This window comes from Pseudomonas sp. GW822-FHT02G04 (genome assembly GCF_058802085.1).
In genome coordinates this window covers 317,441-338,904 of record NZ_JBXANU010000004.1, presented here as the reverse complement: position 1 = coordinate 338,904, position 21,464 = coordinate 317,441, and the positions used below count along the sequence as shown (strand labels likewise).

Sequence of the window (21,464 nt, the reverse complement as noted above, 5' to 3'; positions counted from 1 at the left end):
ATCGCGATATTTGAAGGATGCAACGGTGCTATCTGTTGCTACGCAGCGTCTCCAATTCAGCTTGAGTGAGCTTTTTCGTGTCTGCATATCCTTGGAGATACCAGGAAAGGATCGAGGTCGACTTCCTGAAGCAGTCCAAGACTTCAACCCAGCTGAACTCAGGAAATTTCGAATCAGTGGCAGATATTTCAAACTCGATGGTTCGGGTTTCATCCTCGAAACTAGAGATCGAATCGATGATATGTGAACCTGAGAAATGCACGTACCCACAGAGATTTTTGTAAACATCGGGAAGCCATGGGTACTCCGTTTTATGCGTTTCAACAAGGAACGCGTCTGACAGCTGCTGTTTGCCACTTCGATCTTTCATTTTGTTGATCGGCTCCCCTTTCATCACATTTGTGGCAAATGCATGCGGATCAGGTACAAGCCAGGCGGCTGAGAATCGCAGTGCCGTGTCTATGTGCATTCGCAACAATGAGCGCGCACAAACCATATTCCAGGTCCGGACCATTGCCGCCAGAGCACTCGAGGTACTAACACTTCGCTTAATGGCGGCGAACACCATCCAGTCCAATGGGTACATCGGACTGCCAGACGGGCCCACAACATCCATGCCTAGCTTAAGCAGCGCGTCCTTGTCTCGTTCCAGCGCCTGTAAAAGCGCTTCGACGTGCTCGCTCTGCGCGGGGTGTCCATTGTCCATGTCTCAAATTCTCATGATTCAATTTAGGGGCGACACATTTGTCGGCTTCCGAAATAAATGCGAAATTTTGGAAATAGCTGCAACAAAAAGCCCTCTGAGCGAGCTTGTGGGTGAACCTGTGGCTTCTCTAGGCAATGACATGTGAGCGTTCGATAACTATGTGCGCGACGTGGTAGCCTTATCAGCCCTTGGCTGGCCGCGGTTTGGCCGGGGCCTTCCTCGACGATGCAACCAACTTCTGGTTATCACGCATCAGATCGCCAAGAGATACGTACTCTACGGGCATCGACCTTCCGAGCCTCTTGGAAACCAGCTCGGCTTTACGATTCTTGCGTTCCAATCTACCGTGCGTGATGTGGACCTGTTGCCGAGGTTTCCCGGAAAGCATAGGTGTATCCGAAACGAATGCTTTCGGGTCCATATGGAAGCGCTTGGCCAAGGCCAAAGCCATTCTAGGGCTGATCGCCCTATCGCCATTGAGAACCTTGGACACCACGAATTTGTCGCCAATTTCGGGCAGATCCGAGCCGGTTAGTTCTAGTGTCTCCATCAAGTCCTTGATCAGTTGCACCGGTGTGATGGTGGCCTTGATCGCAGCGTTAAACGCTTTGAGCTGTTCGCCTTCCTGTTCGTAAGCCAGAATCGCTTCTTCAAGCTCGATAAGGATCCGCTCCTCATACTTGTTGAGCTCATGTCCGTCGGTCAGTTCATCAAGCAGCACAGTGGCGCGAGCGTAATCCTCTGGCCCCTTGATGCCGTTCACGAATTGACCGCGCAGCTGTTCCAGAAGCATTTGAATATTTTCGAGCGCGGCGCGCACGCTCTGCGAATTTTCAAGAACAGTGGTCATGGTTTTGTTCCTCTTTTGTTACTGGCGTACCACGCGGTAGCGGTGTCGTAGTCAGCATGGGTGTAGATATGCTTCACGTAGAGCTTTTGCCGCTGGTAGTTGACGCCTGCTATCAGCCTGAGATTGTTCCCGCCAATATCAATCGCTACCCACCCCTCGGCAGCACGGTGCTTAAACAGGTCGATGTTCTTCCCAAAAATACCCTGCAGGTCGTTGTAACTCTGGGGTGCCGCTGCTAACAGCAGCCTGAGACAGCGCTCCAACCCGCTGCGATCGTTGGGGTATCGATCGGCAGCATCCTCAAACTTCTGTTTGATTAATACGTCCATGGGCATTCCTAACCTTTAGGGTCAATCATACGCCAGTTGTCTTTTTTGACAACTACACCCCGTCAGTCCCGCTGTGGAGCTTTGAACGGCTCCGCGAACCGGGCCAGCTGTCAGGCGCGTCTCCGCCTGACGCGGGCTCGATCATCATGGGCATGCTGTGCGCCCGCGGCAACCTGGAGCCGCCCCGCTGGCTGGTGGTGCTATGGGGCACGTTGGCCGGTGCGGCGGCCTCGGTGCTGCTGGTAATGGGCGGTCTGGGTGGGCTGCAGACCGCGGCCATCATCGTCGCTGCGCCGTTCCTGGTGGTGATGATAGGGATGTGCGTGTCGCTGTGGAAGGCTCCGCTGGATGACATTCTGGCTAGTGAGGCGCGTGAGCCGTGTGCCTCCCCCCGTGATCCAGAGAGCACCGCTTTGGATTGAAAATCAGATGGTTGATCAGGCGATCGATTTGATCGCTCCGCTCAAACAGCCCCTGCATGAGTCAACGGGTTTCGTAGGAGCGCTGTTGATGTACTCAACTTCATCGTTTCGTTGTTCGCGGAATATGAAGGTGAGTACATCCATTTCTATTGGGACACGACTGCATGAGCGGGTCCAAAGGTGTGTAAAAACTCCTTCGCGAACCCTCGCTATGGTTTCGGAGGATTTCATCGCAAGGATCGTCCATGAAGCGTTTTATTCGAGCTGAATATTGAGGTCAAGGCACCATGCTTTGACGACGAGCGTTCCTGCCTGCGGTGGCCGATATTCGTCGTTTGTGAGTTGACTGGTGAGCGGGGAGATTGGGGACTCATCTCCTGTTAATCCTGTGCAAATGCCACCTTGATGATCGTTCGTCCATTGGCTTTGGGTAGAATCCATTAGCCTTGCTTAGAATTACCTCTTTTTTCGCTCTTGATACACCCCAAAAACAAGTCCAGAATTGAGTCTTTTCATGCTTCGGCAAGAAAAGAAAACCCTTAGATTTCAATGGGTCGGACACCAGATGCGAGTCTCGTTTCCCGCTCCAAATACAGAAAAACGCCACTCATTGAGTGGCGTTTTTTTTGCGCGTTATTTTGTTGTCAGCATTGAAAAAAGGTAAGCGTCCGAACTACACCCACTTGCAACTCAGACCTTGATCCGTTTAAACCACTGGTTCACGCGTTCGCAATCAAAGATCGTCGGGTCGAAGGTCTCCCCGTGCCATTCCACCGTAGCGTCGTACTCGGGATGTCCGGGGTTGGCCATGGCCTTTAAAAACTCTTCGTAACCTGGCCCTCCACCCACGTCTTCCGGTGGGCAAGCATTGGCGCCCTCAATGCAGTACGGCACCTGAGGACAGGCAATAGCGAGTAACGTTTTTTCGACCTTAATACGGTGATGCCAGCTATCACCGAAGTCATAGAGATAATTGAATGTCCGTTTTCCGTTCAGTGCCTTGATCAGTGTTTTACGAGCTTCCGGATTCCTCATCGGCCCCAAGCCATCAGGATCAGACATGCTGTAATTCTCACCGGCAATTTCAAACTCATGCAGATGGCTATCGCTCCAGCCCATCACGACCTGGATCACTTGATGCAACTTGCTCAAGGTAATGTTTTCAGGCACTGCGAATCGACGCCAAATCGTTGGAGTAATCCACTTCAGCTCGATGTGCAGTAGCAACAATTCAGGCTCGGGCTTTGGCAAGCGAACAGTTTTAACCATGGATCAGGCAGCCTCGCAGTGTTTCGTGAGTGTGAGAGATACGTTCCAGGGCAGCAGTTCGTCGACCCGATTGATCGGATGCTCGGCGATGCGTTCCAGTACGTAGGTCAAATAGGCTTGCGGGTTCAGGTCGTTGAGTTTGGCCGAACCCAGCAGGCTGTAAATCGCAGCGGCTCGTTCTCCGCCGGCGTCGGAACCGGCAAACAAGTAATTTTTGCGACCCAATGCCACGGCGCGCAGCGCCCGTTCAGCGGCGTTGTTGTCGATTTCGACTCGGCCATCATCGCAGTAGCGCGTCAACGCCTGCCACCGATTGAGGGCATAGAGGATCGCTGCGCCCAATGCCGATTTTTTCGACAATTGAGTCAGCGTCTGGTTAAGCCACGCGTGGAGTTGTTCGAGCAACGGACTGGCCCGGCTTTGTCGAACGGCTTTTCGCTGATTGGGCGGTTGCCCTCGGATCTCGCCTTCAATGACATAGAGCGCTGCAATCTGTTGCAATGCCAAGGCGGCCAGTGGCGAGGCCTGGTCTTTGTAAACATCGTAAAACTTGCGACGGGCGTGAGCCCAGCATGCGGCCTCCTCAATGGTGCCCATGGCATACAGTTGAGCGAAACCGGCATATCCGTCAGCCTGCAAGATCCCGCTGAAACGCTTGAGATGAGCGCGGGGATGTTGTCCCTTGCGATCCGGCGAATAGGCAAACCAAACCGCCGCCGGTGTCGCGTCACCGGCAGGACGGTCGTCCCGCACGTACGTCCACAGACGCGCCGTTTTGGTTTTGCCGTTGCCCGGCGCGAGCACGCCAATCGGCGTGTCATCGGCGTGGATTTTATGACCGCTCATGACGTGGCGCTCAAGGGCGTTGATCAGTGGTCGCAGCAACTGACTGCTCTGGCCGACCCAGTCGGCCAGGGTTGAACGCTCCAGATCCACGCCCTCACGGGCGTAGATCTCGGACTGCCGATACAACGGCAAATGATCGACAAACTTGGAGACCAGCACATGGGCCAACAACCCCGGGCCAGCAAGGCCTCGGGCTATCGGACGACTCGGCACCGGCACTTGGGCGATGCGCTCGCAGCATCGGCAAACCCACTTTGGACGGACATGACGAATGACTTTGAAACGTGCCGGAACATACTCCAGCACTTCGGACACATCCTCACCCAAATGGCGAATCTTCCCACCGCAACCAGCGCATTGCGACTCGGGCTGATGGACGTGGATTTCGCGAGGCAGGTGTTCAGGTAACGGCTTGCGCCGAGAGACGGTGCGAGGTGGCGGTTCGGTTGGAGGCGTTAGTTCTGTCTCGCTGACTTCCAGTTCTTCGAGGCTCAGCTGGAGCTGGTCGATCATCGCTTCCAGTTGCTCGGAGCTGCGACCAAACTGCGTGCGACGTAACTTGGCGATCATCATCTTCAAGCGCTCGATCTCTATGCGTTGAGCAGCGACCAGGGCTTTCAAGGCTAGAAGATCATTCGGCAGGGAGTCGGTCACGAGAGTCATGACCGCATGTTACTGAGGTTTTTCAGTGCGGCAAGTCAGACAGCGAGGACGGGGGCTGTACGAATTGGCCTGCGCCAATCAATGCCCTCCAACAGCATCGACAACTGCGCGCTCGTCAGCGACACACTGCCGCTGTTTGCTTGCGGCCAGACAAAGCGCCCTTGTTCCAACCGTTTGCAAAACAGGCACAAGCCGTCGCCATCCCACCACAACAACTTGATCCGGTCACCGCGTCGCCCACGAAAGGCGAAGATCTGACCGGAGAAGGGATCGGCTTCCAGTTGGATTTGCACCAAAGCCGCCAATCCATCGAAGCCACGGCGCATGTCCGTGACGCCGGCGGCGATCCAGATACAGGTTCCAGCAGGAGGAGCAATCATCGCAATAACTGCTGCAAGACGAGTTGCAGCGTCTGCGGATCGGGGGCACCCGTAATACGCAGCTTGGCTTTTCCTACTTCAACTGCGATCTCGGAATAGCGCTCTGCCGGTGGCTGGACGACTTGCGCCAGATCCATTGGCGCCTCGATCATCTGAACGGGCAACAGCGTTGCACCCTGGCTAACCGGGCCGAATAGCCCCTCTTGGTACTGTTGCCGCCAGCGAAATACCAAGTTGGCATTGACGTCATGTTCGCGAGCGATCAACGACACGGAGGCGCCGGGCTGGAAGGTGGCTTCGACGACTTGGCGTTTAAAGTCGAGCGGGAAGTTGGGGCGGCGACCGGTTCGACGGGCTGGGGCAATTGTATCCAAGATAGTGTCCACTAAAAAATGGTGTCCACTATCTTGGCTAATTTGGAGGGCTGTCAGGAGAGGGTGCTGGGCGGACGGTTACGAAAAAAGAGGCTTTTGCCTCTTTTTTCGTTCCAACAGGTTCCACTCGAAACCACTACCAACCACGATTTTTTAGTACATAGCTGGCGCTTGGCAGATCACTTTTGCCCGATGCTTAAGTGCTTTTGGGTTTACGACCGCGCGAGTTTGGCTTCACCGGCACGCTTTCCCCATACTCGCTCCACCATAACGCGAGTGCCTCCATCGTCGGCCCGAGCGCACGGGCCTTTGCTGTCATTTCATATTCGACGCGAGGGGGCACTTCCGCGAAAACTGTTCGCGACACGAGGCCATCGTTTTCGAGCTCACGGAGTTGTGCCGTCAGCATGTGCTGGGTGATGCCGCTAATCGCCTTGCGCAGTTCTCCGAAGCGATAGATCCGCTGGTTCAGCAACCACATGATTTCCAGCTTCCACTTGCCTGAGAGCAGCGCAAATGCACGGCGCATTTCCTCGTGCATGTTGATCTGATCGCCACCATTAGTCTGGTTTTCCATACTAAGCACCACTTTTTCATCCTACTTGTAGCTTTTCATATTAGGCGACATCTTTGACCTAAGTCGACGCAATAACGCTTGCTTAGGAAAACCTCATGATCGGAAACTATATTTATTGGATCAGTACGACACTGCTGTCGTTGCTGTATCTGGCCTCGGCGACTATGTCCCTGGTTAAAAGGGACTGGGTTCGCCAAGCACTCGCCGACCTCGGCTACCCAGCCTATCTCGTGGCGCTTCTCATCGCAGTGAAGATCCTGGCGGTGGCCGCCATTCTGTTGCGCATCAACGTGCCGCTTAGCGACCTCGCTTACGCCGGCATGCTTTATCACCTGCTGCTCTCCGCTTCAGCCCACATCAGCGTCCGCAAACCTCGCGGTGCATTGCCAGCAGCTATTTGCCTGGTGTTGCTCGTCGCTTCTTTCCTCACCCAAAACACTGCGCGTGAAGTGCCGTCACCCTACGGCCAAATAACAACTGCATATCCAGTAACTCCTAACTGATTGGAGATCAACATGTCCCGACTCAATGGAAAAGTAGCCATCGTCACTGGAGCCGGTCGCGGCATCGGCCGCGCCACAGCGAAGCTGTTTGCGGCGCAAGGTGCGAAGGTGGCGGTGCTTTCGCGCACGGCTGAAAATGTCGATCGCGTCGTCGCCGATATTCAGGCGGCGGGCGGCGTCGCGCTAGGAGTAATCTGTGATATCGCCGATCCCGATCAGATCAAAGCTGCCGTAGACAAGGTGGTGGCTGCGTTTGGCCGAATCGATATCCTTGTGAACAATGCCTTCGACCCCTCGGTTGTCCTTTCATCGGTGATGGATCTGACGGCCGAGCAACTGCAGCGCAATTTCGAGATGGGGCCGATTGCCTATCTGCGGACAATGCAAGCCTGTTATCCCCACCTCAAAGCTAGTGGGGAGGGTAGGGTCATCAACTTCGCCTCGCTGGCCGGTGTCATTGGCATGCCGGGGTACGCCCCTTACAACATGGCGAAGGAGGCGGTGCGTGCCTTGACTCGCTCGGCGGCAAGGGAGTGGGGCGCTGACAAGATCACGGTAAACAATGTCATGCCGGTTGCAGACACTTGGGGGGCTGCGGTGGATGTGCCTGCTCCCACTAACGTACTTGGCCGTTATGGATCGCCCGAAGAGGACATTGCGCCGGTTGTGCTATTCCTCGCCAGCAAGGATGGGCAATTTCTGACGGGATACAGCCTGACGCCGGACGGTGGCCAAATCATCGACAGCGCACGCTGATTTTACCGTCCGGTTCCGAGCGTTTGCTCCACCGAAACCACAAGAAACGACTTGGCGCGTCTTGTGGTTTTTTCAAGCGATGTTCACCGATGCAACAGACTCCCGCGTTGCTGCGCGTGCAGCCAGGAAGGCAAGAGCGGCCGCCACGCCCAGCAACGCGGCGCTCAACTCGAAGGTCGTTCGATAACCGCTCGAGTCAAAGACCAGCCCGCCAACGGTTGCTCCCGATGCAATGGCCAGTTGAATGATCGCCACCATTAAGCCGCCTCCCGCTTCAGCAGCCTCTGGCAATGTTCTGGCCAGCCATGTCCACCATCCCACCGGTGCAGCAGTTGCAACCAATCCCCAGAGGCCCAACAAGACAGTCGTGGTTGCGGCCGAACTGCCGAACGAAACCAGCGCCAGTGCGATCATCGCCATCAAGATCGGGATGACGATGAGGGTACGATGCAGGCCATTTTTCAAGAATGGTTCAATCAGGAAGGTCCCCCCGAGGCCCGCCAGACCCAGGACGAGCAACATCAGTGACAGCAAGGAAATACTGACGTGCGTGACCGTTTCAAGGAAGGGGCGCAAATAGGTGAACAGCATGAACTGACCCATGAAAAAGACGCTGACCGCCACCATGCCTGACGCGATCGGTAGGCTTTTCATCAACCTGAAGACATTTCCAGTGCCTGAACGGCTATGCGACTTCATCGCTGGAAGGCTGAGCAGAAGCCAGACAGAGGCGACTATCGCGACCGGGATGACGCACAAGAATGCGCCGCGCCAACCGATCAAGGCGCCGAGAAAACTGCCCAAAGGTGCTGCAATCACTGTCGCCAGAGCGTTGCCGCCGTTGACGATTGCCATTGCGCGAGTGATCTGGTCATCAGGCACCAGGCGCATGGCGGTTGCCGCCGACAGCGACCAGAAGCCGCCTATCGCCACACCGATCAACGCGCGGCCGATCATGAACATCCAGTAGTTCGGCGCGAACGCAACCACTGTTCCGGAAAGGATCATCAACAGTGTCAGGGAAAGGAGCAGCGGTTTGCGGTCGATCCGCGCGGCCACCGAAGCAATCAGCAGGCTGGCAAACAGTGCAAACAACCCAGAGACAGAAAGGCCCTGGCCTGCTTGCCCCTCGGTGATATGCAAGTCGGCAGCAATCGGCGTCAGCAGGCTGACGGGCATGAATTCCGATGCCACCAGGACGAACGCAGCGAGCGACATGGCGAATACGGCGCCCCACGATTGTTCAGTGCTCCGGTGGGCTGGGAGGGAGTGATGGGTCATTGATTGAATCCTGTAATGCGCGAAGCGTCGCGACCCCGGGAACGGGGCCGCGAGACAACCGGTGCCCAGCCGGGGCACCGGCAAGCTACTTCAGGTTGCTTTTGAAGAACGTGGCCAACTTGGCGAATGGAATGAGGTTGACCCGGTCGTAAAGATCCACATGCCCGGCATCTGGAATGATGAGCAGTTCTTTGGGCTCGGCAGCCCGTTTGTAGGCATCCTCACTGAACTCGCGTGAGTGTGCCTGGGCGCCAGCAATGAACAGCAGCGGGCGAGGGGAGATAGTCTCGATGTCGTTGAACGGATAGAAGTTCATGAACTTCACGTTGCTGGTCTGCGTCGGCATGGTGGTTGTCTGCGCCGATGCGCCAGCCGGAGTGACTTCGCCTCGCGGTGTGCGATAGAAGTCGTAGAACTCGTCGCCTACGGCGTTGCCGGTCAGTTTGAGCGGCGTACCGCCGGTGTAGCGGATTTCACCGCCCTGGAATTCGGCATAGCGCTGCTCGCTCGCTTCGCGAATGATCTGTTGGCGTTGTTCTACCGTTACACCGTGCTTGAGGCCATTACGATTGGCCGCGCCCATGTCGTACATGCTGACGGTGGCGATGGCCTTCAGTCGCGGATCAATCTTGGCCGCACTGATGGCGAAGCTGCCACTGCCACAGATGCCGATGACGCCGATTCGTTCACGGTCGACAATCGGTCGAGTGCCGAGAAAATCAACGGCGGCACTGAAGTCTTCCGAGTAGATATCTGGCGAGACAGCCTGGCGAGGCGTGCCCTCGCTTTCGCCCCAGAAGGACAAGTCCAGCGACAGCGTGACAAACCCCTGCTCGGCCATTTTGCTGGCGTACAGGTTCGCACTCTGTTCCTTTACCGCCCCCATGGGATGGCCCACGATGATGGCTGCATTTTTCGTTTTCGGATCGAGGCCTTTCAGGGTGAACAGGTTGCCCACTACCTTCATGCCGTATTGATTCTTGAAGTTGACCTTTTCTACCGTCACTTTTTCGCTTTTGTAGAAGTTGTCCGCGCCGTTCGACAGATCGGCTCCCATTGAAGAAAAAGAGGTAACAAGCAGCCCTAGGGCAAGCAAAATGCCTTTCACTGGATAGTCCTTTCGATTGGGTGGTTATTCGCTGGCGCCTTCGCTTAGCCAGCCAATGTGGCGTTGTCGATCACGAAGCGATACTTGACGTCGCCCTTGAGCATCCGCTCATAGGATTCATTGATCTGATCGGCCCGAACCAACTCGATGTCGGCGACGATGCCGTGCTCGGCGCAGAAATCCAGCATCTCCTGCGTCTCGGGGATACCACCGATCATCGAGCCGGCAATCGTTCGTCGTTTCATGATCAGGTTGAACACATTGGGCGATGGGTGCGGGGAGGCAGGCGCACCGACCAGGGTCAGCGCACCATCGCGCTTGAGTAGAACGAGGAAGGCATCGAGATCGTGGGGGGCTGCGACGGTGTTCAGAATGAAGTCAAAGCTGCGGGCATGCGCGGCCATCTCTTCAACGTTGCGCGACACCACAACCTCGTCGGCGCCCAGTTGCTTCGCCGCCTCGCGCTTGGATTCAGAGGTGGTGAACGCCACGACGTGGGCGCCCATCGCGTGGGCCAGCTTGATGCCCATGTGGCCCAGGCCACCGATGCCGACCACTCCGATTTTCTTGCCCGGCCCGGCGTTCCAGTGACGTAATGGAGAATAGGTGGTGATGCCCGCACACAGCAGCGGTGCGACGGCGGCCAGTTGTTCTTCGGGATGGCGGATACGCAGAACATAACGTTCATGCACCACGATGTTTTGCGAGTAGCCGCCGAGCGTCCAGCCGGGCTCGTCCGGGGTCGGGAAGTTGTAGGTGCCGATCATGCCGTCGCAATAGTTTTCCAGCCCCGTGGCACAGTCTTCACAGTGTTTGCAGCTGTCGACAATGCAACCGACGCCGACCAGATCGCCGACTTTGAAATCCGAAACATGCGCGCCGACCGCGGATACGTGGCCGACAATTTCGTGCCCCGGTACGCAAGGAAATTGCGTGCCGGCCCACTCGGCTCGTACCTGATGCAAGTCCGAATGGCAGATGCCGCAAAAGGCGATATCGATCTGAACATCATGGGCGGCGGGTGTGCGGCGAATGATTTGCAACGGCTCAAGGGGCTTGTCGCCCGCATGAGCACCATAGGCTTGTACAAGCATGGGAGAGTCCTCAATGGCTTTGTCGGATGAACATTCTCCGGCTCTGCCCAGACTCCCTGTAGTGCATTGCGCTGGATTACTTGCCTGATTCTATGAGTCTCTGTTTTTTTGCAGGACGGTCGCGAGTGGGCGAGTTAGAGTTCAGCGAAGAGGTACAAGCGAACATGACGATCAAACACGACACCGCTGCTCAACACCTATCGCCACAAGAAACGCTTGCGCAGATCATTGGCGCGCAGATCCCGAAACCAGGTGACTACGGAACGCCCATTACGGGCCTCGGCTTTTTCAGGCGCGAACATCCATCGCCGCCCGTCGTCTGCATGGTCGAGCCAAGCATCATCCTCGTCGCCCAAGGTGAGAAACAGTTGTGGGTAGGTGGCGAGGGCTACCCGTATGACACGTCGCGATTTCTGATCACCTCATTGGACTTGCCTGCCAATTCAGAGGTGCTGGCGGCAAGCCCGGAACAGCCATGCCTGGGGCTGACTTTGAAGCTCGATCTACGCATGCTGGCTGAGCTGATAGTGCAGGGTGACTTGCCGCCAACCCGTGATCGATCAGTGGTGAAAGGTGTAGGGATTGGTTCAGTAACGCCTGCCATGTTGGCGTCGTTCGAGCGCTTGCTGGCACTACTCGATGAACCTGAAGCCATCCCTGTGCTTGCGCCCCTGATTCAGCGCGAAATTCACTATCGTCTCTTGAAGAGTGATCAGGCTGCCAGGCTGCGGCAGATCACCTCGGTCGATGGCCAGGGTTATCGCATCGCAAAAGCCATCGACTGGCTGAAGTTGAATTACGCCTCGGCGCTTCGCGTCGAAGAACTTGCGGCGCGAGTGCAGATGAGCACACCCACCTTTCACCACCACTTCCGCCAGCTCACCTCGATGAGCCCGTTGCAGTACCAGAAGTGGTTGCGATTGAACGAGGCGAGGCGCTTGATGCTCAACGAGCATCAGGACGTATCAAGCGCAGCTTACAAGGTCGGCTATGAAAGCCCGTCGCAGTTCAGCCGCGAATACAGTCGTCTGTTTGGCGTACCCCCCAAGCGGGATATTGCGGTGTTGCGAGGGCAGGAGGTAGCAACAGCGCTTGGGGTGTCTCACAGAGGTACCTTCAGTAACTCACCGGCACCTTCAAAAAGTCGTTAGCACAAACTGATGAGACAATGAACGTGCTCAGCAGCTAAGGCTATACGAGACCGACAAACGACAGAATAACCAGGACGATCACAACTGCCCCGACGATGTAGATAATATTGTTCATGAAAACCACCTCTCTATCTCAACAGGATTGCGACACCACGGTGCCTAATACAAGTGACACCTTCGTTCGCAGTTCCGTTCCCCGACAACACTTGCCGGCAGCGGATCCCATGGTTATTGAGAACCCGTTTTCACAAACTTGCTGGAAGGTTTTAACACATTGAGTCTGAGAGTATTGCCTGCTGTTTAACCAGGTGCTGCTGAAATCGCTCGGCGTAATCGTCTCCCACGGCAGAGATGACACTTGGCCTGTTTGCCAGTGACGCTCGCCACGCAGATACGCGGGGAAGGTTGTCGAAGATCGGCTGGGAGACGACCGGGCTCAGCAAGTCGAAGTAACGAAAGATAGGGGCAAACACAGCATCGACCATGCCGAACGCCGATCCTGAAAAATAGGGCACTTGATCAAGCTTGTCCTCAAGCCGCTGCAATTTATCTCGAAAGGCAGCCTTCTTGCTGTCAGCAATCGTGAGATCTTTGGCGTTCAGGAACTGCCAGGCATCGGCGAGCGCCGCGCCGCCAAACTCTACCCAGCCGCACTGTTGGGCGCGGGAGAGCGCGTTATCGGAATAAAGGCTGACACCACCCTGCGTTTCGTTGAGGTATTCGCAAATGGCCATGCTCTCGAATAGGATCGCGTCCACCCCGTCTGGCCGATCCACCTTGAGTAACGGCACCTTGCCCGTCGGCGAAAGCGCCAGGAACCAATCTGGCTTGGCGGCGAGATCGACGTCGATCTTCTCGAAGGGCACATTATTTTCCAGCAGCACGATCGCCGCTCGCTGAACGAACGGGCACAACGGATGACTGATGAGCGTAAGTTGAGCGTGCGGCATGGTGGCCTCTCGATAGGGCAGCGACGGGATGGAATGAATGCAATTGTGGCTACAGCAACTGCCCGCCCGAGATGTCAAAAGTCGTCCCGTTAGCCCAGGCCATGTCATCGGACAGGATGGCGGCAACCGCACCGCCGATGTCGTCCGGCAGACCGACACGGCCCAGCGCGATGCCCTGTGCTACATAGGCGTTCACATCCTTGTTGTCGCGCACTGCACCACCGCCAAAATCGGTTGCGATGGCGCCGGGGGCAATCGCATTCACCCGAATTCGGCGCGAACCAAGTTCTACGGCCATGTAACGGGTCAGCACCTCGACTGCCGCCTTCACCGCTGCATAAATGCTGTACCCCGGCAGAGTAAAGCGCACGAAGCCGGAGGAAACGTTCAGGATACGACCGCCATCTTCCACGAGCGGCAACAGCTTTTGAGTCAGGAAAATCGGGCCGCGAAGGTGCGTGGCGACCAGTGAGCCAAACTGCTCCTCGGTCGCGTCAATAAAGTTCGAAAAAAGGCCATTGCCGGCATTGTTGACTAGGAAGTCGAAGTGCTCGCGGCCGAAGTTAGTTTTCAGCGTATCAGTCAGTGCGTTTGAAAAAGCCTGATAACTGGCGGTATCGGTGATGTCGAGCGGCAGCATCGCTGCCTTGCCGCCCTGCGCTTCGATCTCCTGCTTCAGCGCTTCGGCTTCTGCCACGCCGCTGCGATAGGTGCCGATGATGTGGACGCCGCGCTTGGCGAGGTGAAGAGCCATGTTGCGGCCAAGGCCGCGGCTGGCGCCGGTGATGAGTGCGATCTGGTTGGTCATGGGTTATCTCTGCTAGGTTTAGACGCGCCTTTCGGCGCTTTCTTGACCCGCTCAAGATAGGCAATGACAGGTTTGTAACCCACGCCCAATAAGCTCAATTTATTGCCTGATTGTATCAATCACATTGCGCGGTGGCGGGGCGCCGGCATAATCGGCTCATGAACAACGATCTTGCACCGCATCTTGATATAGCCCTGCGCCATGCGCCACCGGGTTTGACTGCCACACGGATCCCGCGTGTAGACCTCTGCGTCGGACAAGGCTCTACAGACAAGGCGCCATGCCTGTATCGCTCAATGATCTGCTTCATCCTGCAAGGATCGAAGCGCGTTGCGATTAACGACGATCTTTTGAGCTACGACAGTGAACAATATCTCATCAGCGCCCTGGACCTGCCGTTGATCGGGCAGATACTTGATGCTGAAGACGGGCAGCCCTACGTTGCGGTATCGCTCGTGCTGGATCCGGCCATACTGGCGGAATTGGCGGCGACCATGCCGCCGGTTCGCGAGAGCGAACAAAAGGGGATTGGCATCACGATAAACCCGATGACCGCTTCGCTCCGCGACACGTTGCTGCGCTTATTGTCATTGCTCGACATGCCTGCCGATATCCCGGTTCTCGGCCCCCTGGTCGAACGGGAATTGCTCTATCGTCTCCTACAGGGCCCCCAAGGGCGGCTGCTGCGTCAGATTGCCCAACCCGATGGCGCACTGGGTAGCATCCGGCGGGCCGTTGCCTGGATCAGGGACAATTACAACACTCGACTTCGCATCGAGGCGTTGTGCGATGCAAGCGGCATGAGCCGGGCAAGCCTGCATCGCCATTTTCTGTCGATGACCGGCCTGAGTCCTATCCAGTATCAGAAACAGCTTAGATTGCAGGAAGCTCGCCAGCTTTTGCTTGCCGGCGAGCATCGCGCGTCTGACGTGGCGTTCGCTGTCGGCTATGAAAGCGCATCACAGTTTAGCCGCGAGTATCTAAGGCAATTCGGCGCATCGCCTGCCCGCGACGTGCGCGAAATACGACAGGCGATCACTGGCGAGGCTTTTCAACACGACTTCAAGGCTTGAAAACCATAAGTGGAGCCAGCCAGGACTAATGAGCTTATGGCAATGTGCCCGAAGGCTCGGCCATCGCCAAAGCCCTGGATTACAGCCTTAAACGCTGGACGGCGTTGACTCGCTATCTCGACGATGGCGCGGTCCCCATAGACAATAATTGGGTGGAGAACCAGATCCGACCGTGGGCAATCGGGCGTTCGAACTGGCTGTTCGCAGGTTCCTTGCGCACCGGCAAACGTGCGGCGGCGCTGATGAACCTGATCCAGTCGGCACGGCTCAACGGGCATGATCCGTATGCCTATTTGAAATCCGTGCTGGCGCGGCTGCCAACGCAGAAGATGAGTCAGATTGACGAGTTGCTGCCGCATAAGTGGCAACCGGCTTAATCAGGCAAGGTGGGTTCGCCGTTCGCCGTTCGCTTACGATTAGCTTGGCGCTTACACTCTGCTTTGATGTCGATAGAGCCGAACGTAGATCGGCCCTTAGCAACTAAGACAAATTTCGTCGCAAGGAGCATCTATGTGACTCTTCGTGCGAACAAACCGGGGAGGAATATGATCAACATTCGTGAAGCTACTAAAGCCGACCTCCATGTTCTACGTGAAGTCGGCTGTGAGACCTACCGAGAGCATTTTTCGGCCATCTGGTCTCCCGCCGGCATGCAGGACTTCCTTAATCAAGACTTCTCACCCAGCGCGCTCGGCAAATCACTCGAATCATCCGCTAGCCATTTGTGGCTTATAGCCTCAGACGACAGCGGTAGGGTCGTAGGCTTTTCCAAAGTTAACTGGTCAACGCCTGCGCCTTTAACTGGCGAAGTGGGCGTGGAGCTTCAAAAGATTTACTTCCTCAAATCCGAAGCAGGACGAGGGTATGGGAAACAGCTTCTGCGCTTCATTTGCAACCGAGCGATAGAGCGCGGAGAACGCTTGCTCTGGCTTGACGTACTCAAGACCAATTCAAATGCGCGGCGCTTCTATGAGGGTTTCGGTTTCCAAGAGATCGGTGAAATCCCTTTCAAAACAGATCTGGCTGAAATTGGGATGGTTGTAATGGCATGCGAACTTTCCAGATAGGCGCGTTAGATTGCCCCCAGTCACACCACGCTATCGACAGCTAGCAATGGAGGGCGATGGGACTGGGTAAAGGTCAATCCAAGCTAATTTAAGGTGCGAGGAAAGGTTGCAGTGAATGTTGTTCCGCTCGTTAGAGAAGACGTTACAGCCACGTCGCCGTCGCCGTCGTGCGCCCTTGCGATCTCACGAACAATGAACAGGCCTAGCCCGACACTTCTAAGTTCAGCATTGTCATGACTGCCACGGATCATCGGTTCGAACAGGTCCTTGAGCAACTCCGGTGGTATGGGGGTGCCAAGGTTGTGCACTGTAATAATGACCGCTTGATCTTCGATGCGCGAAGAAACGGTGACTCCGCTATCGGCAGCACCGTAGGCGACTGCATTGGCGACCAGGTTGCCGATGAGCTGATAGAGTCGATCACTGTCGGCAGTAAAGTCACCTTGCCCATAACGCAGGTGGGTAAATTCATGCCCGGGGAAAGCCAGGCTTAGCTCGTCCAGGCAGTCGGCTACCAGTTCGTGTAGATCGACGGGTTTGGGCAGGACTGCGATACCTCGCCCGACCTGCGTCAAGGTGAAATCCAGCAGATCGGCCACCAGACGCTGCGCGCGCTCTGCGGAGTGGGTGATGTGGCCAAGGATTTGTGCCTGTTTAGCATCCATCTCCCTGCGGCCCAGCAGTTCTGTTGCCATTTTTATCGCCGACAAAGGGTTGCGCAGGTCGTGACTGACAATCCCGATAAGCTGCTCGGCAAACAGGGCTCTGTCTTCAGCCGCGGCGTAAGTGATGCGCAGCTTGTCTTGGGTAATATCCATGACCCGTTGATCCTTGAGGTGTTTTGCCAAATGCCTTTCGGCGAGCATTCGGGCATTGAGCAGCTCGCGCTCGTACCTTTGCCGATCTGCGGCTTTGAACAGCGTCATTTCATGAAATATGCCAGCAGAATTCTCACAGCGGATGGCGCTGAGCATCATCGGCATTGAATGTCCGTTGTAGTGAACGAGATCGAATTTCACATCAGCGATCACGCCCTGGATTTGCATAAGGGGCACCCAGTACGTCTTGTGAAATGTCCTCCCTTCAGGGGTCATCAGGTCTTGGATGTGACGACCGAGCAGCTCTTTCCTGCGATAGCCAATCCAGTGGCAGAAGGTGAGGTTGACCTGTGCGATCTGGCCATTTTCTGCGGTAAGCAGTAAGCCACAATCAGCTTCATCGAAGAGAATTTCAGAACCGGGCAGAGAGTCGTCATCTGCTGGCATTTGTATTCACTGACCAATGGGGTCGATATCTGAAAAATTATAGACATCACTTGGGCAAGGACTCTCAAAATTTTCTCCTTTTGCAGTGGTTGGTCTCGACATTCGGGGGCTTAGCCAATCGGTTGCATCAACCGGTTGAATAGTGCAGGGAGTTGCGCATTGAACGCCACTCGCTTCTGCGCTGCAGCTCTCTTGACTGCGGCATTCAGCGCCGCATCTGCTGCAGGGGGGCAGGCCATCGGCGATGCGGCCAGGCTCATCAGAAGTGGTGAGGCGGACATCGCCATATGCGGCGGTACCGAAGCAGCGATAGACAAACGCGAGTGAGCTTTTTATTCGTCCTCTCAGGGAGAGATCAGGCGATTTCCAGTTACTGTTCGGGTTTTTGTTACGCCTGTGCAGCTCTGTAACATATTTTGCAATACAAGCTAATTTTTTGAATGATCCGGTTACATGTCTGTAAGTTTTTTAGCTGTTATCCGCAGTTCTCGGTGTTAGCTTGTTCTGGTCATATTTAGATTGTTTCAGTTCTAATGCGCTTTGTGTTTCTCATCTTCAAAGCTATGTTGTGCGGTTTGGTGTGTTGACTGATTTTTACGTCCGATTGAAGTAATGTTTTTTTTCGTAATAACTATCAGGTTGACCCAGTATTGGACTGTGGGAGCAGTAATGGATTATGGAAAGTCAAAAGTTGAAGCTGTTGATGTTTGGTGTAGATGGAGCTTCTTATGAAACTCTGCAGCGTCTGATGGCTCGTGATCTATTGCCCAACTTCAGCTCGTTGCGCGAACGTTCCTCCCACGGGGTTCTGCAGTCAACCTTTCCACCTCATACTGCTCCGGGCTGGGCCTCCATGTTCACAGGGGTATCGCCAGGAGAGCATGGCATCTACCAGTTCTGGGCGACCCAGGCTGAGGATTACCGTTTCCGCGCCATGAATGCCGCTGATTATGGACGCGAACCTTGCTGGCTGACCCTGGAGCGACAGGGCTTCAAAGTGGGTGCCTACAATATTCCCATGACCCATCCGCCGACAGATCTGAATGGCGGTTATATGATTAGCTGGCCCTTGGCCAAGACGTTGCGTTATACCTCGCCAGCGAACTTGATGCATGAATTAATGCAGGCTGGTCTGCATTATCATTCTGATATTGTCACTATGTATCGCGGGCAATCTGATTACTGTGAGCAGGCAAGCAGGTTTATAAAGGGGCGTGCGGATACTTGTTGTTTCTTACAGCAGGACCGGCCGGTCGATGCATTGTTCGTGGTGTTTACCGAAGTTGATCGTGTCAGTCATTATTATTGGGGCGATCAGGCCTTGCCCAGTATTGCAGTGGAACAGTGTTACATAGACATTGATCAGGCGTTGGGTACTTTATTGACCTTGACCGACGACGATACGTTGATCGTGGTGGCTTCCGATCATGGTTTTGGAGTCTGTGACGCCGACTTCAGCGTGCACGAGTTTCTTCAGCAGAAGGGGTTGCTCGAGACCTCTTATGAGCCGCTGGAGGAGGGCGCCGACGTCGCTCACGATGATCCCGGTGCACGTTCGTGGTTCGAGGCGCCTACGCGTTATCGGCGCACCGTGGACTGGTCGCGAACCTGGTTCTACATGCCGACTCCGGGATGCTTTGGCTTGAATGCCAACCTCAAGGGGCGAGAGGCGCAGGGATGCCTTGATGTCGAGCATTTGCCCCAGGCCGAAGAGCGCTTGCGCCAAGCCTTGGCTGAGGTGGTCGACGAGCAGGGCCAGCCCTGGTTTTCCCTGGTCAGGAGTGCAGAGGTCTATGCCGGGGCGCGCTTGCATGAGGCGCCTGATTATCTGCTGATCCCGAGAGATTTCACGGTCATGCCGACGCCGTCTTTGACTGGGCGGATCTGGAACGCACCTGCGCAACGCGGCGTGCATCGTCCAGACGGCATCATTTTTGTACGCGGCTCCAGCTTCCCTGAGAACGCTGCCTTGCAGGCGCGTATCGAAGACATCTACCCGACGATTCTTGCCCATCTGGGGCTGGCGGTCCCCGATGAACTGGAGGGGCATTGGCTGGTCGATCCACCCGTTGAGCCTCGGCGCGAGCCGCGTCGCCAAGTCAGTGGCGGCCAGCGGATGAGCGAAGAAGAACAGCGTTTTATGGACAGCCAATTACAACAAATCGGGTATTTTTGATGGAAACCGTGCAGTTCACCAATGCCGCTGGCGGGCTTATCCCCTTAACCACTCTGGGCGATCCGGTCGAAGCCCCGATTGAAAATCCGCTGCATTCGGCCGTTGATTTTCGCCAACCTGAACCGATGCGAGTGTGCTTCCCGGTGTTGCTCGACGGCGACCTGGTAATGAGTTCCGAGCACCTTGGCGTGAGTTATCTGGTGTCGATCCTGCGTGACCTTGGGGCGGAGTGCCTGGTGGTCGAAGTCAAGGCGATACAGAATGGCGACGAGATTGCCATTGCCGAAGTGGTGGCGTTCAAGCCTGATCTCATCGGTTTTTCCCTGACTACGGTGACGGTCAGCCATGCCACCGCATTTGGCTCTGCCTTGCGTGCGGCGCTGCCTGAAAAGGTGGCGTTTCTGGCCGGTGGTCCGCTGGCGACCTTCCTGGGTTCCAAGCTGCTGAGCAACCCCAATTGGGGGTTTCTCGATGCGCTGGTGCGCGGTGAGGGCGACGTGCCCCTGGTGCGGTATGTGGAAGCGTTCTGGGATCACCAGGATTTCTCCCGCGTGCCCAGCCTGAGCTGGCGCGAAGAGGGTGGCTTCGTCATCGACAACCCCATTGGCAAGCCGGTTCCCGAGCTTGACATGCTTCCCGAACCGGCCCGCGATCAGTTCGAACTCAACAGCGGCAAACTACCTTATCTGCGCCTGGCGACGACCCGTGGCTGCACGGCGCGGTGCACCTTTTGCAATGCGCCCCATGCCGGCAACAAGATCAACCCCGGCAAGCTCTGGCGAGCCAGGACCCCGGATAACATCGTTGATGAAATCGAACGGCTTTATCACAAGTACAACTTCAACACCTTCGATTTCGTCGACTCGACCTTCGAGGATCCGGGTGGCGCGCCATTCGCCAAACAGCGGATTGCCGACATCGCCCAGGGCGTTCTCGATCGTGGCCTGAAGATTTACTACAACTGCTGCATACAGGCCAAGAATTGGCATGTCGAAGACAAGCCGCTGCTGGATCTGCTCTATCGCTCGGGCCTGGAAAAGGTCCTGATCGGTATCGAGTCGGGTTCGCAGATCGGCCTGGACCGCTGGAAGAAGAAGTCGACGGTCGAGGACAACAAGCGCGCGATCGAGTTGGTACGGGCCGCGGGGATCTATGTTGCCTTCGGTTTCATCGCCTATCACCCCTGGTCGACTTTCCAGGAAATCCGCGACAACAACAGCTTTCTGCGTGAGTACATGGGCTACAACCTGCGCCGTTATACGGTGCGCCTGGAGCTGTACCCGGGCGCCGAGGCGGTTGAGACCCTGCGTGCCGAAGGCAAGCTGCATGACGACTTCGACGTGTCACTCAATGCCTTGAGTTATGACTTCGAGGACCCGCGAGTGCGTCAGCTATCGTCGATTACCGCATTGCTCTATGGCGAGAAGTACGCTTCGGAAATGGTCATCGAAAAAGAACCGGCGGTGTTTGAGTTCGAGACCTACGACATTGTCATGCACACCTTCATGTCGCGTCTGCGCAGGGCTGTGCTGGGGGATCGACGGGGCATGGACATCCTTGAAACGGGGGAGGCCAAGGCCGCCGAACTGCGCAAGGCCATGAGCGATTTCAACTATGCGTTGATCTCCGAGATGACCGACCTGGCGGAGCAGGAAGCTCTCAGCGAGGCCTACGCCCATGAGAAGCGCCCCCAACTGGAGCAGTTCTATCGGGCCAAGCTCGGTGAACTGCGCCAGGTGCAACTGGGCATCAGTATGCAACTTCATCGCGCGGGATTGAGCTTGCGCGATATCCAGTTCAGCAAAGGGGCCTGAGC

At 56.0% G+C, this 21,464-nt stretch carries 23 protein-coding genes and 1 pseudogene; 10 read left to right on the top strand and 14 right to left on the bottom strand.

Going from position 1 to position 21,464, the window contains the following annotated elements; translation table 11 throughout:
• Positions 1–28: 28 nt before the first annotated feature.
• From AC1RO5_RS08350 to AC1RO5_RS08340, 3 genes are all read right to left on the bottom strand, one after another.
• A complete protein-coding gene (locus tag AC1RO5_RS08350) occupies positions 29–706 on the bottom strand; it encodes a hypothetical protein (RefSeq protein ID WP_493174373.1) in 678 nt (225 codons plus the stop codon).
• 181 nt (positions 707–887) lie between these two features.
• The gene (locus AC1RO5_RS08345; protein ID WP_493174371.1) at positions 888–1,556 is read right to left on the bottom strand and encodes a helix-turn-helix domain-containing protein; all 669 of its coding nucleotides are present in this window, start codon (positions 1,554–1,556) and stop codon (positions 888–890) included.
• Positions 1,553–1,885: a type II toxin-antitoxin system HigB family toxin gene (locus AC1RO5_RS08340; protein ID WP_493174369.1), complete on the bottom strand. Its 333-nt coding sequence runs from the start codon at positions 1,883–1,885 to the stop codon at positions 1,553–1,555. The genes AC1RO5_RS08345 and AC1RO5_RS08340 overlap by 4 nt, the downstream gene beginning before the upstream one ends.
• Here AC1RO5_RS08340 and AC1RO5_RS08335 point away from each other — a divergent pair.
• Positions 1,876–2,307, top strand: coding sequence for a BCCT family transporter (locus AC1RO5_RS08335; RefSeq protein WP_493174473.1), 432 nt, complete (start codon positions 1,876–1,878; stop codon positions 2,305–2,307). The two genes, AC1RO5_RS08340 and AC1RO5_RS08335, sit on opposite strands and share 10 nt — an antisense overlap.
• Positions 2,308–2,997: 690 nt before the next feature.
• Here the strand turns inward: AC1RO5_RS08335 and AC1RO5_RS08330 are convergent.
• From AC1RO5_RS08330 to AC1RO5_RS08310, 5 genes are all read right to left on the bottom strand, one after another.
• Positions 2,998–3,576, bottom strand: a complete 579-nt coding sequence (locus AC1RO5_RS08330) for a plasmid pRiA4b ORF-3 family protein (protein WP_493174367.1) — start codon at positions 3,574–3,576, stop codon at positions 2,998–3,000.
• A gap of 3 nt (positions 3,577–3,579) precedes the next feature.
• Positions 3,580–5,085, bottom strand: coding sequence for an IS66 family transposase (tnpC, locus tag AC1RO5_RS08325; protein WP_493174365.1), 1,506 nt, complete (start codon positions 5,083–5,085; stop codon positions 3,580–3,582).
• 35 nt (positions 5,086–5,120) lie between these two features.
• A complete protein-coding gene (gene tnpB / locus AC1RO5_RS08320; RefSeq protein WP_493174363.1) occupies positions 5,121–5,465 on the bottom strand; it encodes an IS66 family insertion sequence element accessory protein TnpB in 345 nt (114 codons plus the stop codon).
• The gene (gene tnpA, locus AC1RO5_RS08315) at positions 5,462–5,839 is read right to left on the bottom strand and encodes an IS66-like element accessory protein TnpA (RefSeq protein WP_493174361.1); all 378 of its coding nucleotides are present in this window, start codon (positions 5,837–5,839) and stop codon (positions 5,462–5,464) included. Before tnpA ends, tnpB begins: the two co-directional genes overlap by 4 nt.
• A 196-nt stretch (positions 5,840–6,035) precedes the next feature.
• Entirely contained in the window at positions 6,036–6,416 is a 381-nt protein-coding gene (locus tag AC1RO5_RS08310) for a winged helix-turn-helix transcriptional regulator (protein ID WP_493174359.1), read from the bottom strand.
• 95 nt (positions 6,417–6,511) lie between these two features.
• Here AC1RO5_RS08310 and AC1RO5_RS08305 point away from each other — a divergent pair, with 95 nt between their 5' ends.
• Together AC1RO5_RS08305 and AC1RO5_RS08300 are read left to right on the top strand one after the other, a co-directional pair.
• Positions 6,512–6,919, top strand: coding sequence for a DoxX family protein (locus tag AC1RO5_RS08305; protein ID WP_493174357.1), 408 nt, complete (start codon positions 6,512–6,514; stop codon positions 6,917–6,919).
• Positions 6,920–6,931: 12 nt separating this feature from the next.
• Entirely contained in the window at positions 6,932–7,675 is a 744-nt protein-coding gene (locus AC1RO5_RS08300) for an SDR family NAD(P)-dependent oxidoreductase (protein WP_493174355.1), read from the top strand.
• Between the two features lie 72 nt (positions 7,676–7,747).
• Here AC1RO5_RS08300 and AC1RO5_RS08295 read toward each other — a convergent pair whose 3' ends face one another.
• From AC1RO5_RS08295 to AC1RO5_RS08285, 3 genes are all read right to left on the bottom strand, one after another.
• Positions 7,748–8,956: an MFS transporter gene (locus AC1RO5_RS08295; RefSeq protein WP_493174353.1), complete on the bottom strand. Its 1,209-nt coding sequence runs from the start codon at positions 8,954–8,956 to the stop codon at positions 7,748–7,750.
• Between the two features lie 85 nt (positions 8,957–9,041).
• Positions 9,042–10,064 (bottom strand): alpha/beta hydrolase, encoded by a 1,023-nt coding sequence (locus tag AC1RO5_RS08290; RefSeq protein WP_493174351.1) that lies wholly within the window; start codon positions 10,062–10,064, stop codon positions 9,042–9,044.
• Positions 10,065–10,108: 44 nt separating this feature from the next.
• Positions 10,109–11,158 (bottom strand): NAD(P)-dependent alcohol dehydrogenase, encoded by a 1,050-nt coding sequence (locus AC1RO5_RS08285; RefSeq protein ID WP_493174349.1) that lies wholly within the window; start codon positions 11,156–11,158, stop codon positions 10,109–10,111.
• Positions 11,159–11,322: 164 nt separating this feature from the next.
• Between AC1RO5_RS08285 and AC1RO5_RS08280 the strand changes: the two genes are divergently transcribed.
• Positions 11,323–12,309 carry an AraC family transcriptional regulator gene (locus tag AC1RO5_RS08280; RefSeq protein ID WP_493174471.1) on the top strand — a complete coding sequence of 329 codons (987 nt, stop codon included), beginning with the start codon at positions 11,323–11,325 and terminating at the stop codon, positions 12,307–12,309.
• Between the two features lie 266 nt (positions 12,310–12,575).
• Here AC1RO5_RS08280 and AC1RO5_RS08275 read toward each other — a convergent pair whose 3' ends face one another.
• Positions 12,576–13,259 carry a glutathione S-transferase family protein gene (locus tag AC1RO5_RS08275; protein WP_493174347.1) on the bottom strand — a complete coding sequence of 228 codons (684 nt, stop codon included), beginning with the start codon at positions 13,257–13,259 and terminating at the stop codon, positions 12,576–12,578.
• Between the two features lie 49 nt (positions 13,260–13,308).
• On the bottom strand, positions 13,309–14,067 hold the full coding sequence (locus AC1RO5_RS08270; protein ID WP_493174345.1) for an SDR family NAD(P)-dependent oxidoreductase: 759 nt from the start codon (positions 14,065–14,067) through the stop codon (positions 13,309–13,311).
• A gap of 158 nt (positions 14,068–14,225) precedes the next feature.
• Between AC1RO5_RS08270 and AC1RO5_RS08265 the strand changes: the two genes are divergently transcribed.
• The 3 genes and pseudogenes from AC1RO5_RS08265 (at position 14,226) to AC1RO5_RS08255 (ending at position 16,207) form a co-directional block, all read left to right on the top strand.
• Complete coding sequence (locus AC1RO5_RS08265) at positions 14,226–15,140, top strand: AraC family transcriptional regulator (protein ID WP_493174343.1); 915 nt, start codon at positions 14,226–14,228, stop codon at positions 15,138–15,140.
• A 44-nt stretch (positions 15,141–15,184) separates the two neighbouring features.
• Positions 15,185–15,517 (top strand): annotated as a pseudogene (locus AC1RO5_RS08260) (IS66 family transposase); the annotation flags it as partial.
• Between the two features lie 168 nt (positions 15,518–15,685).
• The gene (locus tag AC1RO5_RS08255) at positions 15,686–16,207 is read left to right on the top strand and encodes a GNAT family N-acetyltransferase (RefSeq protein WP_493174341.1); all 522 of its coding nucleotides are present in this window, start codon (positions 15,686–15,688) and stop codon (positions 16,205–16,207) included.
• A gap of 83 nt (positions 16,208–16,290) precedes the next feature.
• Here the strand turns inward: AC1RO5_RS08255 and AC1RO5_RS08250 are convergent, their stop codons facing one another.
• On the bottom strand, positions 16,291–17,472 hold the full coding sequence (locus AC1RO5_RS08250) for a PAS domain-containing sensor histidine kinase (RefSeq protein ID WP_493174339.1): 1,182 nt from the start codon (positions 17,470–17,472) through the stop codon (positions 16,291–16,293).
• Positions 17,473–17,607: 135 nt separating this feature from the next.
• Here AC1RO5_RS08250 and AC1RO5_RS08245 point away from each other — a divergent pair, with 135 nt between their 5' ends.
• The 3 genes from AC1RO5_RS08245 to AC1RO5_RS08235 all read left to right on the top strand — a co-directional run bounded on the left by AC1RO5_RS08245 (position 17,608) and on the right by AC1RO5_RS08235 (position 21,462).
• On the top strand, positions 17,608–17,799 hold the full coding sequence (locus tag AC1RO5_RS08245; protein ID WP_493174337.1) for a beta-ketoacyl synthase N-terminal-like domain-containing protein: 192 nt from the start codon (positions 17,608–17,610) through the stop codon (positions 17,797–17,799).
• A 364-nt stretch (positions 17,800–18,163) separates the two neighbouring features.
• Positions 18,164–19,648: an alkaline phosphatase family protein gene (locus tag AC1RO5_RS08240; RefSeq protein WP_493174335.1), complete on the top strand. Its 1,485-nt coding sequence runs from the start codon at positions 18,164–18,166 to the stop codon at positions 19,646–19,648.
• The gene (locus AC1RO5_RS08235) at positions 19,648–21,462 is read left to right on the top strand and encodes a B12-binding domain-containing radical SAM protein (RefSeq protein ID WP_493174333.1); all 1,815 of its coding nucleotides are present in this window, start codon (positions 19,648–19,650) and stop codon (positions 21,460–21,462) included. The genes AC1RO5_RS08240 and AC1RO5_RS08235 overlap by 1 nt, the downstream gene beginning before the upstream one ends.
• Positions 21,463–21,464: the final 2 nt, after the last annotated feature.

Bases quoted from the DNA above. Each gene is read 5' to 3' on its own strand.
- AC1RO5_RS08270 (WP_493174345.1), bottom strand. From the start codon at position 14,067: ATGACCAACCAGATCGCACTCATCACCGGCGCCAGCCGCGGCCTTGGC.
- AC1RO5_RS08330 (WP_493174367.1), bottom strand. From the start codon at position 3,576: ATGGTTAAAACTGTTCGCTTGCCAAAGCCCGAGCCTGAATTGTTGCTA.
- AC1RO5_RS08340 (WP_493174369.1), bottom strand. From the start codon at position 1,885: ATGGACGTATTAATCAAACAGAAGTTTGAGGATGCTGCCGATCGATAC.
- AC1RO5_RS08280 (WP_493174471.1), top strand. From the start codon at position 11,323: ATGACGATCAAACACGACACCGCTGCTCAACACCTATCGCCACAAGAA.
- tnpB (WP_493174363.1), bottom strand. From the start codon at position 5,465: ATGATTGCTCCTCCTGCTGGAACCTGTATCTGGATCGCCGCCGGCGTC.
- AC1RO5_RS08295 (WP_493174353.1), bottom strand. From the start codon at position 8,956: ATGACCCATCACTCCCTCCCAGCCCACCGGAGCACTGAACAATCGTGG.
- AC1RO5_RS08350 (WP_493174373.1), bottom strand. From the start codon at position 706: ATGGACAATGGACACCCCGCGCAGAGCGAGCACGTCGAAGCGCTTTTA.
- tnpC (WP_493174365.1), bottom strand. From the start codon at position 5,085: ATGACTCTCGTGACCGACTCCCTGCCGAATGATCTTCTAGCCTTGAAA.
- AC1RO5_RS08250 (WP_493174339.1), bottom strand. From the start codon at position 17,472: ATGCCAGCAGATGACGACTCTCTGCCCGGTTCTGAAATTCTCTTCGAT.
- AC1RO5_RS08345 (WP_493174371.1), bottom strand. From the start codon at position 1,556: ATGACCACTGTTCTTGAAAATTCGCAGAGCGTGCGCGCCGCGCTCGAA.
- AC1RO5_RS08235 (WP_493174333.1), top strand. From the start codon at position 19,648: ATGGAAACCGTGCAGTTCACCAATGCCGCTGGCGGGCTTATCCCCTTA.
- AC1RO5_RS08285 (WP_493174349.1), bottom strand. From the start codon at position 11,158: ATGCTTGTACAAGCCTATGGTGCTCATGCGGGCGACAAGCCCCTTGAG.
- AC1RO5_RS08255 (WP_493174341.1), top strand. From the start codon at position 15,686: ATGATCAACATTCGTGAAGCTACTAAAGCCGACCTCCATGTTCTACGT.
- AC1RO5_RS08265 (WP_493174343.1), top strand. From the start codon at position 14,226: ATGAACAACGATCTTGCACCGCATCTTGATATAGCCCTGCGCCATGCG.
- AC1RO5_RS08275 (WP_493174347.1), bottom strand. From the start codon at position 13,259: ATGCCGCACGCTCAACTTACGCTCATCAGTCATCCGTTGTGCCCGTTC.
- AC1RO5_RS08300 (WP_493174355.1), top strand. From the start codon at position 6,932: ATGTCCCGACTCAATGGAAAAGTAGCCATCGTCACTGGAGCCGGTCGC.
- AC1RO5_RS08310 (WP_493174359.1), bottom strand. From the start codon at position 6,416: ATGGAAAACCAGACTAATGGTGGCGATCAGATCAACATGCACGAGGAA.
- AC1RO5_RS08305 (WP_493174357.1), top strand. From the start codon at position 6,512: ATGATCGGAAACTATATTTATTGGATCAGTACGACACTGCTGTCGTTG.